Raw genomic sequence first — 17,602 nt, forward strand, 5'->3', positions numbered from 1 at the left:
GGCCGCCGTGATGGGCGGTCTTGGAAACTGCCGGATGTTATCACAAAGGCGGCCGGCAAGTGTACGCCATGGTTTCTCTGGCGCGGCGTAAATCGAGCGCCGCGCGGGCGGCGCTCGATCTCACAGCCGCCAATGATGCCGCGCCGGATACCCCTTCAGTGCAGGCGCTTGCGGCACATCAATTGAGCCAGCTTGGCGGTATCCGGGCGCTCGATCATGCCACGCTCGGTCACGATCACGTCGATCAGGTCCGCCGGGGTCACATCGAATACCGGGTTGAACACCTCGACATCCGGTGCCACGCGGGTGCCAGCGTAATCCAGCAACTCGTCGGCATCGCGCTCTTCGAGGGGGATATCCTCGCCCGTGGCCAGGTTCAGGTCGATGCTGGTGCTCGGCGCCACCACCATGAAGCGCACACCGTGGTGCATGGCACTGACCGCCAGTTGATAGGTGCCGATCTTGCTCGCCACATCGCCATTGGCGGCAATGCAGTCGGCACCGACCACCACCCAGGTAATGCCCTTGGTCTTCATCAGGTGGGCCAGGGCCGAATCGGCGCACAACGTGACCGGGATGCCTTCGTTGGCCAGCTCCCAGGCAGTCAGGCGCGAGCCCTGCAGCCAGGGGCGGGTCTCGCCGGCGTAGACCCGCTCGACCATGCCTTCCAGGTACCCCGCGCGGATCACCCCCAGCGCGGTGCCGAAGCCACCGCTGGCCAGGGCACCGGCATTGCCGTATGTGAGCAGGGTCTGGGCATTGCCCTGATGACGGCGAATCAGCTCGATGCCGTGCTGGGCCATGGTCAGGTTGGCTTCGCGATCGCTTTCATGGATCGCCACTGCTTCGGCCTCCAGCACCGCCAGCACGTCGTCTTCCGGGCGCAGGCGCTGCAGGCGCTCGCGCATGCGGTTCAGCGCCCAGAACAGGTTGGCAGCGGTGGGGCGCGCTTCGGCCAGGCTGAGGAAGTCCTCTTCAAGGTCGAGCTCCCAGTCGCCGCCCTCGGCCAGTCGCTCTTCCAGGGCCAGGACCAGGCCGTAGGCCGCGGCAATACCGATGGCCGATGCGCCGCGCACGGCCATGTCACGGATCGCTGCCACCACCTGCGCAACATTGTCGCAGGCCAGCCAGCATTCCTGCGACGGCAGCAAGCGCTGGTCGAGCAGATGCAGAACGCCGCCTTGCCAGCGGATCGCGGTCACCTTCTCCGCCGCCAAAAGTCGCTCGCGCATCGCCTCTCCCCGTCGTTCGGATATCAAAAGCCGGCGATTATAGCGACCCTCGGCCTTGAGCGCTCGGGTATACTCCGGCCCAATTTAGCGAAGTTTCAGAGGACTCTTAAATGAGCAACGTCGACCACGCCGAAATTGCCAAGTTCGAAGCCTTGGCCCACCGCTGGTGGGACCGTGAAAGCGAGTTCAAGCCGCTGCATGAAATCAACCCGTTGCGCGTCAACTGGATCGACGAGCGGGTCGGCCTGGCTGGCAAGAAGGTACTGGACGTGGGCTGCGGTGGCGGCATTCTCAGCGAATCCATGGCCCTGCGTGGCGCCAAGGTAACCGGCATCGACATGGGCGAGGCACCGTTGGCGGTGGCCCAACTGCACCAGCTGGAATCCGGTGTCGAAGTGGAGTACCGGCAGATCACCGCCGAGGCGCTGGCCGAAGAGATGCCCGAGCAGTTCGACGTGGTCACCTGCCTGGAGATGCTCGAACACGTCCCCGACCCTTCGTCGGTGATCCGCGCCTGCTACCGCATGGTCAAGCCCGGCGGCCAAGTGTTCTTCTCCACCATCAACCGCAACCCCAAGGCCTACCTGCTGGCCATCGTCGGCGCCGAGTACGTGCTGAAGATGCTGCCGCGCGGTACCCACGACTTCAAGAAGTTCATCCGCCCCTCGGAGCTTGGCGCCTGGAGCCGCGTTGCCGGCCTTGAGGTCAAGGACATCATCGGCCTGACCTACAACCCGCTGACCAAGCACTACAAGCTGTGCGGCGATGTGGACGTCAACTACATGATCCAGACCCTGCGCGAGGAATGAGCATGCGTTTGCGAGCGGTACTCTTCGACATGGACGGCACCCTGCTCGACACGGCGCCGGACTTCATCGCCATCTGCCAGGCCATGCTCGCCGAACGCGGCTTGCCGGCAGTGGACGACAACCTGATCCGCGGAGTGATTTCCGGTGGCGCCCGCGCCATGGTCGCCACCACCTTCGCCATGGACCCGGAGGCCGAAGGTTTCGAGGCCCTGCGCCTGGAATTCCTCGAGCGCTACCAGCGCGACTGCGCGGTGCACAGCAAGCTGTTCGACGGCATGAGCGAGCTGCTGGCCGACATCGAAAAAGGCAACCTGCTGTGGGGCGTGGTCACCAACAAACCGGTGCGCTTCGCCGAACCGATCATGCAACGCCTGGGCCTGGCCGAGCGCTCGGCGCTGCTGATCTGCCCGGACCACGTGAAAAACAGCAAGCCCGACCCCGAGCCGCTGATCCTGGCCTGCAAGACCCTGAACCTGGACCCGGCCAGCGTTCTGTTCGTCGGCGATGACCTGCGCGACATCGAGTCTGGCCGCGATGCCGGCACCCGCACGGCGGCGGTGCGCTACGGCTATATTCATCCAGAGGACAACCCCAACAACTGGGGTGCCGACGTGGTGGTGGACCACCCGCTGGAACTGCGCAAGGTGATCGACAGCGCGCTGTGCGGCTGCTAAGCGTCAAGCGCCAGCACCGCCCATAGAGATAGGGAATAGACAATGTTCGACTACACCGCCCGCCCCGACCTGCTCAAAGGCCGGGTCATCCTGGTCACCGGTGCCGGCCGCGGCATCGGTGCCGCGGCCGCCAAGGCCTATGCCGCACTGGGCGCCACCACGCTGCTGCTGGGCAAGACCGAGGCCAACCTCAACGAGGTCTACGACCAGATCGAGGCCGCCGGGCACCCGCAACCGGTGGTGATCCCGTTCAACCTGGAAACCGCCCTGCCCCACCAATACGACGAGCTGGCGGTCATGATCGAAGACCAGTTCGGGCGCCTCGACGGCCTGCTCAACAACGCCTCGATCATCGGCCCGCGTACGCCACTGGAGCAGTTGTCGGGTGACAACTTCATGCGCGTGATGCACATCAACGTCGATGCCACCTTCATGCTCACCAGCACCCTGTTGCCGCTGCTCAAGCTGTCGGAGGACGCCTCGGTGGTGTTCACCTCCAGCAGCGTCGGGCGCAAAGGCCGGGCTTACTGGGGCGCTTACGGAGTGTCGAAGTTCGCCACCGAAGGCCTGATGCAGACCTTGGCCGACGAACTGGAAGGGGTTGCACCGGTGCGCTCCAACAGCATCAACCCGGGCGCCACGCGCACGGCGATGCGGGCCCAGGCCTACCCGAGCGAGAACCCGCAGAACAACCCGCTACCGGAAGAGATCATGCCGGTGTACCTGTACCTGATGGGGCCGGACAGTACCGGGGTGAATGGGCAGGCGTTCAACGCTCAGTGATTTGTGGGTTGTCGGTACCGGCCTCTTAGCGGGTAAACCGCGAACAGGCCGGTACCGGCAAACGATCAGCCAGCCGCCAACACCGGCCGCACCCGCCCCTGCTGACGCCCTTCCAGCTGCATGCAGCGCTCCAGGAACAGGTACATGCAGTCGTAGCTCTTGCAGATCGCCCGGCGCAGCTCGGTACGCAAACCCAGCGTCGGGTTTTCCCCCGCCAAGGTACAGATGATTTCCAGCGCTTCCCACGGGTGCGCATCGTCGTACTGCGCATGCATCTTCAGCCACTTCATGGCGCGCTTGCGCTGGTCCTCGGGGAAGCCCATGGCATAGGTGTCATTGGCGCACACCACCGCTGACCACTCCCCGGTCGCGCCTTCGATGGCATAGTTGGTCGCCGCCATGGAGATCGCCAGGTTTTCGGTGGCACACACCCGCCAGCACCAGTCGTTCAGCCCGTTCAATTCAGGCGGCACTTCCTGGGCTTGCAGCTCATGCAGGTGAATGCCATGGGCGTGGCACCAGTGCACCCAATAGTCGGCATGGTTCAGCTCGACCCGGATATTGCGCATCAACCAGCGCCGCGCCATGTCTTCACCAGGGTGCCGGCCATAGCGGGTCTTGGTCAGGTTATGGGCCATGTACAGCGAGAACTGCTCGACCACCGGCCAGCCGCCGATCAGGTACTGACGGATGGTCGATGGCTTCAGCCGACCATCGCGCAGGCGCTCGTACAGCTCATGCTCGACCACCCGGCGCTTGCTTTCGCGGCACTCTTCAATCAGTTGCTGAGCCCATTGGGGGTAACTGGCGGGGTCCATCAATGGCCCGATACGAACGAATGCATCAATCACTTTCAGCTCCTTGATCCATGTGATTTTTCGGACGTCTTGTGTCAGCGAAAGCCGCTGTCTAGCTAGCGAAATGTGCCAGGTGCCCGCTGCAACAGAGGCCTGGCGGCGATCCGTTGGCGTTGCAGACTGTCACAGGTGAACACCTGGGGGCGTTCGATCAGGTAGCCCTGGGCGTAATCCACGCCGATTTCCTGCAGGGCCTGCTCGATCAAGGGGGTTTCGACGAACTCGGCAATGGTCCGCTTGCCCATCACATGACCGATGTGGTTGATGACCTCCACCATGGCTCGATTGACCGGGTCGTCGAGCATGTCTTTGACGAAACTGCCGTCTATCTTCAGAAAATCCACGGGCAAATGCTTCAAATAGGCAAACGACGACATGCCGGCACAGAAGTCGTCGAGCGAGAACCTGCAGCCCAGCCCTTTCAGTTCGTTGATGAAGCGAATGGCACTGCCAAGGTTGGCAATCGCACTGGTTTCGGTGATCTCGAAGCAGATCATGCGCGGCGGGATGGCGTACTCGACAAACAACCGCTGCAGGTACTCGAGAAACTTGTCGTCACCGATGCTCGACCCCGACAAGTTGATCGCGCAGATGGACAATGGCCCTTCGCGGCCTTCATCCAGGCACTGGCGGATGACCTGGAACACATTGCGAACCACCCAGCGGTCGAGGGCGGTCATCAGGCCGTAACGCTCGGCCGCCGGGATGAAGCTGCTGGGCAGGATGGTACGGCCACTCTCATCATGCAGGCGCAGCAGGATCTCGATATGCCCAGGGCCTTCGATGGCCTTCAACGCGGCGATTTCCTGGGCATACAGGCAGAAGCGGTTTTCTTCCAGGGCCACGTGCAAGCGCTGTATCCAGGCCATCTCGCCAAAGCGCATGGACAGCTCGCTGTCGTCGGCGTGGTACACCTGAACCCGGTTGCGGCCCTTTTCCTTGGCCATGTAGCAGGCCATGTCGGCAGCGCGCAGCAAGGTTTCCAGGGTGCCGGGCGCCTGCGCCATGTTCACCAGGCCAATGCTCACCGTGGTGACGAACGGCCGCCCCTTCCATACAAAATGCAGGCTCTGGACCATCTGGCGCAACTGCTCGGCAATGCGCTCGGCCTGGTCCGGCGGGCAGTTTTCCAGCAGCACGCCGAACTCGTCACCGCCCAGCCGGGCCAGGGTGTCGCCTTCACGCAGGCCGGACTGCAACACGGCGCAGATATGCCGCAACAGCTCGTCACCCGCAGCATGGCCACAGGTATCGTTGACCAGCTTGAACTGGTCCAGATCGAGGAACATCAGCGAATGCCGCCCCGCCTGGCGCGCCAGGCCGTTGAGCGCCAGCTCCAGGCGGTATTCGAACTCGCGGCGGTTGGCCAGGCCGGTCAAGGCGTCATGGGTCGCCTGCCAGGACAGATTGGCGATGTACTGGCGCTCCTGGGTCATGTCGTGCAGCACCAGCACGATGCCGCTGACCTGCCCGTCGCTGACAATGGGCGAACCCACCAGGTTGATCGACACGGTGCTGCCATCCAGGCGCTGGATCAGCCTGGCATGCTCGGCGCCACCCCTAAGGCTGCCGCTGAGCACCTGCTCGACCAGGCTGCGGCCATCTTCCTCGGCCTGTTCGTCCACCAGGCTGAACAACGCCGAAAGCGGCAAGCCCTGAGCCTGCCCGGCCTGCCAGTGGGTAAGCTGTTCGGCGGCGGGGTTCATGTAGCCGATGCTGCCTTCGACGTCGGTGGTAATGACTGCATCGCCAATGGCCTGCAGGGTAATCTGCGCCCGCTCCTTTTCTGCTTGCAGGGCACTGGCGAATGCCTGGCGCTGGGCCAGCAACTTGCTGGAACGCCGCCAGGCGATGGTAATGAGGAACAGCGCAGTCAGCAGGTTGGTGATCAGCAACACCTGCAGCAACATGCGCGACCCTTCCCCCAGCGCGTCGCTGAAGGCCCGGGCGGCCGGGGTGACCCCTTCGTTGATGGCGACGATACGGGCCTTCCAGTCGCTGATGGTGCGGGCGCTGACCGGGCCGTCGGCAAACCCTTTGCGCATTTCGCTGGCAAGCACATCCAACTGGCCCAGGTAGCGGTCGCCGATGTCCCAGTAGTCGATGGCTGTCTGCATGTAGCTGATGTTGCGGAAGTTGCGATAGAACCAGATGATGCGCTCGACGTCGTTGGCGTGGTTGCCGCCCTGCAGCACAGCTTGGCGCGCAGCGTTCAGGTCTGGGTTGGGCTGATCGAGTACCTCACGCAACTGGTGGTCGCCTTGGGGCACCGTGATGGCCTGGCGGTAACGCTGGTACGTGCCTTCATCACGGTTGTCGGCGTACAGGTTGAGGTAATAGATGGCGTCTTTCTGAGCCTTGGACCACAAGCTCTCGCCCGCTACATAGGCCCGCACCGCCGAGAGCGTGTAAAGGCTGATACTGCCCAGCGCCGCCTGGAAAACCACGACGGCGATGAAGGGCCAGATGATACCGAGCAACTTCGGCGCTTCTAGAGTGCGATGTCCCTTCATGGAGTCCCTGTCACAGAGCAGATAAGGCTCGAATCAACCCAGACAAGCACAGCGTAGGCCATTTGCCATCTGCGCGGAGGGGATTTTTATGACAGCAGACAGCCTATTCAGCCTGTTGTGGGGCTCAGGTTTGCTGAAGGTGCCCGTACAGCTTGGCGTACAACCCACCGTCGGCGATCAGTTGCTGATGGTCGCCATCTTCGGCCACATGCCCACCATCGAACACCAGCACCCGATCAGCCTGCTTCACTGCCGACAGGCGGTGGGCGATGATCAGCGTGGTCCGGCCATCGAGGAAGCGTGCCAGGGCCTGGTGCAGGTTGTACTCGGTGGCGGCATCCAGCGCCGAGGTGGCTTCGTCGAGGATCACCACCTTGGGTTCGGCCAGTACCATCCGGGCGATGGCCAGCCGTTGCCGCTGCCCCCCGGACAGGCGCACGCCAGAGCGCCCGACCACACTGTCCAGGCCTTGCGGCAAAGCCGCGATGGTGGCGTCGAGCTGGGCAATGCGCAGCGCCTGCCAGCAGGCGTCATCGCTGCAATCGCGGCCCATGGTCAGGTTGGCGCGTACGCTGTCGTTGAACAGCGAAGGGTGCTGCAGTACCACCGCGACGTTTTCGCGCAGGGTCTCCAGGCCGATCTCCTGCAGGCTGGCACCGCCAAAGCGGATGGTCCCCGCCTGGGCGCTGTACAGGCCAAGCAGCAGTTGCACCAAGGTGCTCTTGCCGCCGCCACTGGCCCCCACGATGGCCACCTTCTCGCCCGGGGCGATGGACAGGTCAAGGTGGTCGAGCACCGGTTCCTCGGCATAGGCAAAGCGCAGGTCGCGAACCTCGATGCCCACCGTCTCGCGCCCCGCAAATGGGTCAGTGGCGGCCGGGTACTGCGGCTCGTCGGCACGCGCCAGCAGCTCGTTGAGCCGGCTCAGGGCACCGCCAGCGGCATAGTAGGCGTATTGCAGGTTGAGTAGTTGCTCCACCGGGCCGATCATGAACCACAGGTAGCTGAACACGGCCAGCATCTGGCCGATCGACAGGTCGGAGAACAGCACCGTGAGCATCGCCGCGGCGCGGAAGATGTCGATGCCGAACTGGAACAACAAACCACTGGCGCGGCCACTGGCGTCGCTTTTCCATTGCGAGTCCACGGCGTAGTCGCGCACTTCCCGCGCACGCAGGCCAAGCCGACCGAGGAAGTAGCCCTGGCGGTTGCCGGCACGGATCTCCTGGATGGCGTCGAGGGTTTCCGACAGCGCCTGGGTAAAGCGCGCGGTGCTGTCGTTTTCAAGCTTCTTCAGGTGCTTGACCCGTTTGCCCAGCTGCACGGTGAAGTAGATCACCAGCGGGTTGAACAACAGGATCAGCAGCGCCAGCTGCCAGTGCATCCAGATCAGGATCGCCGCCGTACCGGTCAGGGTCAGCATGGCCACCAGGAAGCGGCTGAGGGTCTCGCCGACGAACTTGTCGAGGGTGTCCAGGTCGGTGACCAGGTGAGTGGTCACGGTGCCACTGCCCAGGCTTTCGTATTCCTTGAGGGAAATCCGCTTGAGCCGCTCGATCAGGCGGATGCGCAGGCGGTAGACGATGTCCTTGGCCAACCCGGCGAACAGCTTGGCCTGCACCACGTTGAAGGCCAGGGCCGCCAGGCGCAGGCAAAGCGTCAGCGCCAGCATCAGGCCGATATAGCCAGCGGCCACCTGCCAGTTGGCCGGCAGCACCTGATTCATCCACTTCAGCGCAGCATCGCCGTTGCCAAGCAGCACTTCGTCCACCAGCAGCGGTAGCAGCAAAGGGATCGGCACGCTGCAACAGGCCGCCAGTACGGCAATCAGATTGGCGGACCAGAGGTTTTTCTTGTGATGCAGGGCCAGGCGGCGGATTTCCGCCCAGCTCAGCCGATCGGCCGCACTGTGAGGCTTCCCCGGCACAGGGTCGGGTGACCCAGGCACATCAAGCACAGGCAGCCTGCTGCAGCCAGCGGCCGAGCAAGGGTTGCAAGCGCTCCAGCGGCTGGTAGCCGTTGGTCAGCAACGCCAGCTGGCCGTTGCGCTCGGCCAGCAAGGTGGGGAAACCGGCAATACCCAGGTCCTGCGCCCAGGTGAAATCAGCGGCGGTGGCCACACGGGTCTCGGCGCGGGCGAAGGCCTCGGCGAATGCCGCACGGTCAAAGCCTGCCTGTTCGGCCAGTTCGACCAGCTGCGGCGCGGTGGTGACGTCGACGCCGGCCGCGTAGAACGAGCCCTGGATCAGCGCCAGCAGTGGCCAGACGCGCTCGGCGTCCAGCTCGCGGGCAGTGACCAGGGCGCGGCAGGCAGGCTCGGTGTCGTAGACGAACCCGTCCGGCATGGCGCCCTCGAAACGAAACGGCTGACCGGTGGCTTCGGCCACCGCCTGCCAATGTTCGAGGATGTACTTGCGGGTCGAGGCATCCAGGGCGCTGCCGCCCGTGCGCAGGCCGCCTGGCACCACGCGGGTCGGCACGCCGGCTTCACGCGCCTGGGCGATCAGGGCTGCGGCCACCGGCGCAAAGCCCCAGCACCAGGAGCACATCGGGTCCATCACATAAAGCAGGCGTGCAGACATGCATCAGGCCTCGGCTTTGTAGTTGTAACCGATCGGGTGCGGCAGGTTACGCGCCTTGGCCAGTTCGATCTGCTTCTGCCGGTCGATGGCGCTGCGGCGAGTCTTCTCGCTCAGGCTGTCCCAGCAGTGCGGGCAGCTCACACCTGGCGAGTAGTGCTCGGACGCGCGTTCCTCTGCATTGATCGGATGGCGGCAGGCATGGCACTGGTCATATTCGCCCTCGCTCAGGTCATGACGCACCGTGACGCGGTTGTCGAAGACGAAGCAATCGCCGTCCCACAGGCTTTCTTCCTGAGGCACTTCTTCGAAGTACTTCAGGACGCCACCTTTAAGATGATAGACCGCCTCGAAGCCTTCACCGAGCATGTAGCTGGAGGCTTTTTCGCAACGGATGCCCCCGGTGCAGAACATCGCCACCTTCTTGTGCTTGCTCGGGTCGAAGTTGGCCTTGATGTAGTCGGGGAACTCGCGGAAGGTTTCGGTCTTGGGGTCGACGGCGCCCTTGAAAGTGCCAATGGCCACTTCGTAGTCGTTGCGGGTATCGATCAGCAGCACTTCAGGGTCGCTGATCAGGGCGTTCCAGTCCTTGGGCTCGACGTAGGTCCCCACCTGCTGGTTGGGGTCAACGCCCGGTACGCCGAGGGTGACGATCTCTTTCTTGAGCTTGACCTTGGTGCGGTAGAACGGCTGTTCGTCGCAGTACGATTCCTTGTGGTCGACATCCACCAGGCGTGGGTCATTGCGCAGCCAGGCGAGCAGGCCGTCGATGCCTTCGCGGGTGGCCGACACGGTGCCGTTGATGCCTTCGTTGGCCAGCAGCAGGGTGCCTTTGACGTCATTGTCGAGCATGGCCTTGAGCAGTGGCTCGCGCAGTTCGACGTAGTCTTGCAGGGTGACGAACTTGTACAGCGCCGCGACGACGATCGGTTGTGACATGAAACTGAATCTCCTGGTGGTTGCCCTCGTAAGGGGCGGACCGGGTTGGACAAAAAGCAGGGGGCCGCAAAGCGGCCCCCGGATGGTGCAGATTCTACCAGATCAACAAAAAGGATTCAGTGCCCACCGCCTGCACACACCGGCGAGGCCGGTGCAACACCCACCTTGGCCCACTCCTCGGCGGTGTACGTGTGGATGGCCAGGGCATGAATCTCGCCCATCAGCTCACCCATGGTGGCGTAGACCTTCTGGTGGCGCTTGACGCTGTTCAACCCGGCAAACTGCTCGCTGACGATCACTGCCTTGTAGTGGGTCTCCTGACCACGACTGTGCATGTGACTTTCATTGAGCACTTCCAGGTGTTGCGGCGCCAGCGTTGCCAGTTGTTGCTCGATGCGGTGCTGCATGCTCATCACGCGTTACTCACTTCTTGGCGGGGACGGCGGCCTTGCCAGCGTTCGGGTCAAGCTCTTTGGTCATGTCTTCGAGCAGCTTGTTGACCACCGGCACTGCTGGTTCCAGGCTCTGCTGGGTCAACTGGGCCGACTGCTGGGTAACCTTTGGCATTTCGCGCAACACTTTCTTGCCCAGCGGCGACTCGTAGAATTTGACCAGGTCCTTGAGCTCGGTCTCGGTGAAGGTCGCGGTGTACAGGTCGACCATTTTCGGCTTCAGCTTGCTCCAGCCGATGGCGTTGTCCAGGGCGGCATTGGCCTTGGCCTGGTAGCTTTCCAGTACCGGTTGCTTCGACGAAGGTGCCTTGGTCTGGGCAAAGCGCTGGGCGAACATCTGTTGGACCTGCATATAGACCGGAGTGCCCAGCTTGTCGGCGTTGGCCAGGGTCAGGAATTTCTCGGCGGCAGCGTTGTGACTGGCGGTGGCAGCGAGTACCTGGCCGCTGGCACAGGCCAGGGCGACGGCGGCACAGAGGACACGGAGACGGGTCATTGCATTTCCTTCAAGAGAGGGAGGCGGGTACCTCAGAGATGAGCATTCTGCGCTGTGGTGGCGATGTGCTCAAGTGGGGACGACGAGCGATGGAACCGCTCTGTCGAATCAGGGCCTAAACTGCGATTTCGAACCACAAAGGAGTGAGCGCAGAATGAGCCGTATCGAGACAGACAGCCTGGGCCCGGTCGAAGTTCCTGAGGACGCCTACTGGGGTGCGCAGACCCAGCGTTCGCTGATCAACTTCGCCATTGGCAAGGAACGCATGCCCCTCGCGGTGCTGCACGCCCTGGCGCTGATCAAGAAGGCCGCAGCACGGGTCAACGATCGCAACGGTGACCTGCCGGCCGAAATCGCCCGGCTGATCGAGCAGGCCGCCGACGAAGTGCTCGACGGCCAGCATGACGATCAGTTCCCGCTGGTGGTCTGGCAGACCGGCAGCGGCACCCAGAGCAACATGAACGTCAACGAAGTCATCGCCGGCCGTGCCAACGAACTGGCCGGCAAGGGCCGCGGCGGCAAGACGCCGGTGCACCCCAACGACCACGTCAACCGCTCGCAGAGTTCCAACGACTGCTTCCCCACGGCCATGCACATCGCCGCAGCCCAGGCGGTGCATGAACAGCTGCTGCCGGCGATCGCCGAGCTGTCGGCAGGGCTGGCCGAACTGTCGGCGCGCCACCAGAAGCTGGTCAAGACCGGCCGCACGCACATGATGGACGCCACGCCGATTACCTTCGGCCAGGAGGTTTCCGCCTTCGTCGCCCAGCTCGACTATGCCCAGCGCGCCATCCGCGCCACCCTGCCCCCGGTCTGTGAGCTGGCCCAGGGCGGCACGGCCGTGGGTACCGGCCTGAACGCGCCACACGGCTTCGCCGAAGCCATCGCCGCAGAGCTGGCCGCGCTGTCCGGCTTGCCGTTCGTCACCGCGCCCAACAAGTTTGCGGCGCTGGCCGGCCATGAACCGCTGACCAGCCTGGCCGGGGCCTTGAAGACCCTGGCCGTGGCATTGATGAAAATCGCCAACGACCTGCGCCTGCTCGGCTCCGGCCCGCGTGCGGGGCTTGCCGAAGTGCGCCTGCCAGCCAACGAGCCGGGCAGCTCGATCATGCCTGGCAAGGTCAACCCGACCCAGTGCGAGGCGCTGTCGATGCTGGCCTGCCAGGTGCTGGGCAACGACGCGGCGATCGGTTTTGCCGCCAGCCAGGGCCACTTGCAGCTGAACGTGTTCAAACCGGTGATCATCCACAACCTGCTGCAGTCGGTGGAACTGCTGGCCGACGGCTGCCGCAACTTCCAGCAACACTGCGTGGCCGGCATCGAGCCCGACGCCGAGCAGATGGCGGCGCACCTGGAGCGCGGTCTGATGCTGGTGACGGCGCTGAACCCGCATATCGGCTATGACAAGGCAGCGGAGATTGCCAAGAAGGCGTATGGCGAGGGCAAGACCTTGCGCGAGGCGGCGCTGGAGTTGAAATACCTGACCAACGAACAGTTCGATCAGTGGGTGCGGCCAGAGAACATGCTGGCACCGGGCGGCAAGGGCTGATTCAGCGGCTGCCGCTACTGGCCCTTAGCGGCGCAGGTTAGAGATGCACCTGCGCCAGGCGGGCCTTTCTCGCCCGCCAGCCAGCGACCAACGAAGGCCCCAGCGCCACCAACGCCGACCCCAGCACCACCGTCACCGCACCCAAATACCCCAGGGCATTGATGTCCTCGGCATGCACATACGCCGGCCACATCCAGGCTGCAATAGCCACTGCCACAAAGGTCACCAGCGGGGTCAACGCCAACGTCGCACTCACCCGCGAAGCCTCCCAATGCGCCAGGGCTTCGGCGAAGGCACCATAAGCCACCAGGGTATTCAGGCAGCAGGCCAGCAGCAGCCAGCCCTGCAGCGGCGACAGTTGCAACGCTTCCAGCGGATGCACCCAAGGCGTGAGCAGCGCGGCGCAACACAGGTAGATCACCATCATCACCTGCTGTGAGTGCCATACCGTCAGCAGCTGCTTCTGGCTCAGGGCGTAGAACACCCAGATGCTGGTCGCCAGCAGAATGGTCAACACGCCTGTGGTGTATGCGCCGAGCGAGGTCAGCAGTTCTTCCAGGCGCTGGTTGAAGAACAGGCCGAACCCCCCGATCAGAATCAGCAGGCCCACCCCCTGCCCCAAGCTGAACCGCTCCTTGAACACGAACACGCTGGCCACCAGCAACAGCACCGGGCCGACCTGTACAACCAGTTGTGCGGTGCCAGGGCTGAGCAACTTGAGGCCGATCAGGTACAGCACGTAGTTGCCCATCAGGCCGAGCACGGCCACAGCCACCAGCCCTTTGCCCTTGCGCCCGAGCTTGCCGAACGCTGGCAGCCGGCGATTGGCCCCCAGCCAGGCGAACAACAGCCCGCCGGAAACCAGCAGGCGGTACCAGGTGACGGTGACCGGGTCCATCACCAGCAACACCTGCTTGAGCTTGATCGGCAGGATGCCCCACAGCAGCGCGGTCAGAAGTGCCAGGAACAGGCCATAGACCCTGCGTCCGGAAGTGGTGTGCATAAAGCCCTCATTCAAGCCCGTGGTGGGGGTGGTTGGATTCTACGGGCTTGACGGGTGGCAGCGGGGCAAACAGCCGTGAAAAGAATTCATCAGGTCATTCCCCCGCGGCATGGCTGAAGCACCATTGGGGCTACTTCTTGTCTTTGGCAAATGCCGCTTCCAGCGCCTCATTGATAGTGCGCAATACCTTCACCCGTGCCCAGCGCTTATCGTTGGCTTCGACCAGCGTCCACGGTGCGATCTCGCTGCTGGTGCGGTCGACCATGTCGCCCACCGCCTCGGTATACAGGTCCCACTTTTCGCGGTTGCGCCAGTCGTCCTCGGTGATCTTGTAGCGTTTGAACGGGATCTGCTCGCGTTCCTCGAAGCGCTCCAACTGAGTCTGCTGGTCGATCGCCAGCCAGAACTTGACCACCACCACGCCCGCATTCACCAACTGCTCTTCGAAATCATTGATCTCGCTGTAGGCGCGCATCCAGTCGGCCGGGCTGCAGAAACCCTCGACCCGCTCCACCAGCACCCGGCCATACCAAGACCGGTCGAAGATGGTGAACTTGCCCCGCGCCGGAATCTGCCGCCAGAACCGCCACAAGTACGGCTGCGCACGCTCGTCTTCGCTGGGCGCGGCAATCGGCACGATACGGTACTGGCGTGGGTCCAGCGCGGCTGCCACTCGGCGGATCGCGCCGCCCTTGCCGGCCGCATCGTTACCTTCGAACACCGCCACCAAGGCATGCCGACGCATGTGTTTGTGGCGCAGCAGGCCGGCCAGGCGCGCCTGCTCGGTCACCAGTTGCTCCTGGTAATCCTGCTTGTCCAGGCGCAGGGTCATGTCCAGGGCGCCGATCAGGCTGCGCTGGTCGATGCTGCGGCCCAACGGCGCGACGTTGCCGTGGTGCTTGCCCTTGGGGTTGTTGGCCAGGGCGGCTTGCAGGCTCTCCAGTAGAATGCGCCCCACCGCCAGGCTGCGATAATGCGGGTCGACCCCCTCGACCACGTGCCACGGCGCGTAGTCACGGCTGGTACGGCGCAGTACCCGCTCGCCAAAACGCACGAAGCGGTCGTAGGTCTCGGATTGCTGCCAGTCCAGCGGGCTGATCCGCCAGCTGTGCAACGGGTCGTCCTTGAGCGCTTTGAGGCGGGCTTTCATCTGTTTCTTGGAGAGGTGGAACCAGAATTTGATGATCAGCGCGCCTTCGTCGCACAGCATCTGCTCCAGCCGTTCGGCGCCGGTGATGGCCTGGTCGAGTACCGCGTCCTTGAATACCCCGTGCACACGCCCCTGAAGCATCTGGCTGTACCAGTTGCCAAAGAACACCCCCATCCGCCCCTTCGGTGGCAGCGCCCGCCAGTAGCGCCAGGCCGGTGGCCGGGCCAGTTCCTCGTCGGTCTGCTGGTCGAAGGTGAGCACATCGATCATGCGCGGGTCCATCCACTCGTTGAGCAGCTTGACCGTCTCGCCCTTGCCAGCCCCTTCGATGCCGTTGATCAGCACAATCACCGGGAACCGCGCCTGCTGCTTGAGCTCGTACTGGGCTTCGAGCAGCGCTTCGCGCAGGGCAGGCACTTCGGCGTCGTAGGTTTCCTTGTCGATGCTGTGACCGATTTCGGCGGATTCGAACATGCAGTGGCTCCTTCAATGGATAAACAAGACTAGCGGATTTGTGCTGTGGCTGTGCCGCTGCAACCTGCGCAAAAAACGCAGATGGCATAAAATCCCGGCATCCGCTGCAACCGAGCCCACCATGTCCACCCTCCTCCAGCATGCCCAGATCGACTGGGACGACCAGGGCCGCCCCCATTCGCGGCAGTACGACGATGTGTACTTCGCGGTCAACGAAGGCATCGAAGAAACCAAACACGTCTTCCTCGGCCAGACCCGCCTGGGCGAACGCTTCGCCGACCTGGCGCCGCACGCCTGCCTGGTGATCGGCGAAACCGGGTTTGGCACCGGCATGAATTTTTTCTGCGCCTGGCAGTTGTTTGACCAACACGCCCATGCCGACGCCCGCCTGCATTTCGTCAGTGTCGAAAAGTACCCGCTCGGCCACGCCGACATGGCCAGGGCAGTACGCCTGTGGCCGGAGCTGGCTGCTTTTACCGAGCCATTGCTTGAGCAGTACGTGGCGGTGCACCCGGGGTTCCAGCAGTTCACCTTCGACAACGGTCGGGTCACCCTGACGCTGTTGATCGGTGATGTGCTCGAACAACTGCCGCAGCTCGATGCACACATCGATGTGTGGTTCCTCGATGGCTTCGCCCCGGCCAAGAACCCCGACATGTGGACCCCGGAACTGTTCGCGCAACTGGCGCGGCTGTCACACGCGGGCACCGTACTGGGCACCTTCACCACCACTGGCTGGGTGCGGCGCAGCCTGGTCGAAGCCGGCTTCGCCATGAAGAAAGTGCCGGGGATCGGCAAGAAGTGGGAGGTGATGAGCGGCGCCTACACCGGGCCGACAGCCGCCCGTCAGTACGTGCCCTGGTATGGCCGCCCGCGCAGTGTCGAAGGGCCGCGCGAAGCCTTGGTGATCGGGGCCGGGCTGGCGGGCAGTGCCACTGCCGCCAGCCTGGCCAGGCGTGGCTGGCAGGTCACGGTACTGGAACGTCACGACGCCCCCGCCCAGGAAGCGTCCGGCAACCCGCAAGGGGTGTTGTACCTCAAGCTGTCCGCCCATGGCACCGCCCTTTCGCAGATGATCCTGGCCGGTTTCGGCTACACCAGGCGCCAGCTCGAAAGCCTGCAGCGGGGCCGCAATTGGGATGCCTGTGGGGTGCTGCAGCTGGCGTTCGACAACAAGGAAGCCGAACGCCAGGGCAAGCTGGCCGCAGCCTTCGACCCTGACCTGTTGCGCGCGCTGGGCCGTGAAGAAGCCGAGGCGCTTGCCGGGGTGGCCCTGCCTTCAGGCGGCCTGTTCTACCCGGAAGGCGGCTGGGTACACCCGCCGGCCCTGTGCCTGGCGCAGTTGCAGCACCACGGGGTTCGGCTGCTGGTGCACCATGAGGCGGTGGCACTGCGCAAGGTCGATGACCTGTGGCAGGCCTGGGATGGCGAGCGCCTGCTGGCCAGCGCCCCCCTGGTGGTGCTGGCAGGCGCCGCCGATGTACGGCGTTTCGAGCCCTGCGCACAGTTGCCGCTCAAGCGCATCCGCGGGCAGATCACCCGCCTGCCGGCGACCGATGCCAGCCGTGCCCTGCGCACGGTGGTGTGCGCAGACGGCTATGTGGCGCCACCTCGGGAGGGCGAACATACGCTGGGCGCCAGCTTCGACTTCCACAGTGAAGACTTGGCGCCGACCGTTGCCGAACATAAAGGCAACCTGGCATTGCTGGATGAGATCTCCATCGACCTGGCACAGCGACTGGATATTGCCTCGCTCGACGCCGAGCAGTTGCAGGGCCGTGCAGCGTTCAGGTGCACCAGCCCCGATTACCTGCCGATCGTCGGGCCGATGGCCGACCCGCAGGTGTTCGCCGAAACCTTTGCCGTGCTGGCCAGGGATGCGCGGCAAGTGCCGGAAGTGGACTGCCCCTGGCTCGACGGGCTGTATGTGAACAGCGGGCACGGGTCACGGGGGTTGATCACCGCGCCGCTGTCGGGCGAATTGATTGCTGCCTGGGTGTGTGGCGAGCCCTTGCCGGTGCCTCGTGCAGTGGCCGAAGCGTGCCATCCGAACCGGTTTGCGTTGCGCAGGTTGATTCGAGGTAAGTGAAAG

At 63.9% G+C, this 17,602-nt stretch carries 15 protein-coding genes; 5 read left to right on the forward strand and 10 right to left on the reverse strand.

Annotation, left to right across the window (positions count from 1 at the left end; all coding sequences use genetic code 11):
* Window positions 1–155 precede the first annotated feature (155 nt).
* Complete coding sequence (gene mtnA, locus NP534_RS07450; RefSeq protein ID WP_274098310.1) at window positions 156–1,232, reverse strand: S-methyl-5-thioribose-1-phosphate isomerase; 1,077 nt, start codon at window positions 1,230–1,232, stop codon at window positions 156–158.
* A 110-nt stretch (window positions 1,233–1,342) separates the two neighbouring features.
* On the opposite strand from mtnA, the gene ubiG reads away from it, so the two are divergent.
* The 3 genes from ubiG to NP534_RS07465 are packed head-to-tail and all read left to right on the forward strand — an operon-like array spanning window position 1,343 to window position 3,498.
* Window positions 1,343–2,041 (forward strand): bifunctional 2-polyprenyl-6-hydroxyphenol methylase/3-demethylubiquinol 3-O-methyltransferase UbiG, encoded by a 699-nt coding sequence (gene ubiG / locus NP534_RS07455; protein WP_227696853.1) that lies wholly within the window; start codon window positions 1,343–1,345, stop codon window positions 2,039–2,041.
* A gap of 2 nt (window positions 2,042–2,043) precedes the next feature.
* Window positions 2,044–2,715: an N-acetylmuramic acid 6-phosphate phosphatase MupP gene (mupP, locus tag NP534_RS07460; protein ID WP_186659278.1), complete on the forward strand. Its 672-nt coding sequence runs from the start codon at window positions 2,044–2,046 to the stop codon at window positions 2,713–2,715.
* Window positions 2,716–2,757: 42 nt separating this feature from the next.
* Window positions 2,758–3,498, forward strand: a complete 741-nt coding sequence (locus tag NP534_RS07465; RefSeq protein WP_186659275.1) for a YciK family oxidoreductase — start codon at window positions 2,758–2,760, stop codon at window positions 3,496–3,498.
* A gap of 65 nt (window positions 3,499–3,563) precedes the next feature.
* On the opposite strand, the gene NP534_RS07470 is transcribed toward NP534_RS07465, so the two are convergent.
* From NP534_RS07470 to NP534_RS07500, 7 genes are all read right to left on the reverse strand, one after another.
* Window positions 3,564–4,349, reverse strand: a complete 786-nt coding sequence (locus NP534_RS07470; protein ID WP_274098311.1) for a TenA family transcriptional regulator — start codon at window positions 4,347–4,349, stop codon at window positions 3,564–3,566.
* A 62-nt stretch (window positions 4,350–4,411) separates the two neighbouring features.
* Window positions 4,412–6,868, reverse strand: a complete 2,457-nt coding sequence (locus NP534_RS07475) for an EAL domain-containing protein (protein ID WP_274098312.1) — start codon at window positions 6,866–6,868, stop codon at window positions 4,412–4,414.
* Window positions 6,869–6,992: 124 nt separating this feature from the next.
* A complete protein-coding gene (locus tag NP534_RS07480) occupies window positions 6,993–8,825 on the reverse strand; it encodes an ABC transporter ATP-binding protein (protein ID WP_033700706.1) in 1,833 nt (610 codons plus the stop codon).
* Window positions 8,818–9,450 (reverse strand): DsbA family protein, encoded by a 633-nt coding sequence (locus NP534_RS07485; protein WP_274098313.1) that lies wholly within the window; start codon window positions 9,448–9,450, stop codon window positions 8,818–8,820. Before NP534_RS07485 ends, NP534_RS07480 begins: the two co-directional genes overlap by 8 nt.
* Window positions 9,451–9,453: 3 nt before the next feature.
* Window positions 9,454–10,386, reverse strand: a complete 933-nt coding sequence (gene trhO / locus NP534_RS07490; protein WP_186659271.1) for an oxygen-dependent tRNA uridine(34) hydroxylase TrhO — start codon at window positions 10,384–10,386, stop codon at window positions 9,454–9,456.
* Window positions 10,387–10,502: 116 nt separating this feature from the next.
* Window positions 10,503–10,799, reverse strand: coding sequence for a BolA family protein (locus NP534_RS07495; RefSeq protein ID WP_033700710.1), 297 nt, complete (start codon window positions 10,797–10,799; stop codon window positions 10,503–10,505).
* A 10-nt stretch (window positions 10,800–10,809) separates the two neighbouring features.
* Entirely contained in the window at window positions 10,810–11,334 is a 525-nt protein-coding gene (locus NP534_RS07500; RefSeq protein WP_274098314.1) for a DUF2059 domain-containing protein, read from the reverse strand.
* Between the two features lie 154 nt (window positions 11,335–11,488).
* On the opposite strand from NP534_RS07500, the gene NP534_RS07505 reads away from it, so the two are divergent.
* Window positions 11,489–12,883 carry a class II fumarate hydratase gene (locus NP534_RS07505; RefSeq protein ID WP_033700713.1) on the forward strand — a complete coding sequence of 465 codons (1,395 nt, stop codon included), beginning with the start codon at window positions 11,489–11,491 and terminating at the stop codon, window positions 12,881–12,883.
* A 37-nt stretch (window positions 12,884–12,920) separates the two neighbouring features.
* Here the strand turns inward: NP534_RS07505 and NP534_RS07510 are convergent, their stop codons facing one another.
* Window positions 12,921–13,886 (reverse strand): DMT family transporter, encoded by a 966-nt coding sequence (locus NP534_RS07510; protein ID WP_033700714.1) that lies wholly within the window; start codon window positions 13,884–13,886, stop codon window positions 12,921–12,923.
* Window positions 13,887–14,016: 130 nt separating this feature from the next.
* A complete protein-coding gene (gene pap, locus NP534_RS07515; RefSeq protein WP_274098315.1) occupies window positions 14,017–15,510 on the reverse strand; it encodes a polyphosphate:AMP phosphotransferase in 1,494 nt (497 codons plus the stop codon).
* A gap of 121 nt (window positions 15,511–15,631) precedes the next feature.
* On the opposite strand from pap, the gene mnmC reads away from it, so the two are divergent.
* Window positions 15,632–17,599 carry a bifunctional tRNA (5-methylaminomethyl-2-thiouridine)(34)-methyltransferase MnmD/FAD-dependent 5-carboxymethylaminomethyl-2-thiouridine(34) oxidoreductase MnmC gene (gene mnmC, locus NP534_RS07520; protein WP_274098316.1) on the forward strand — a complete coding sequence of 656 codons (1,968 nt, stop codon included), beginning with the start codon at window positions 15,632–15,634 and terminating at the stop codon, window positions 17,597–17,599.
* The last annotated feature ends 3 nt before the right edge of the window (window positions 17,600–17,602 follow it).

Origin of the sequence: Pseudomonas sp. 39004 (assembly GCF_028682155.1) — a bacterium.
Lineage (GTDB): Bacteria > Pseudomonadota > Gammaproteobacteria > Pseudomonadales > Pseudomonadaceae > Aquipseudomonas > Aquipseudomonas capeferrum.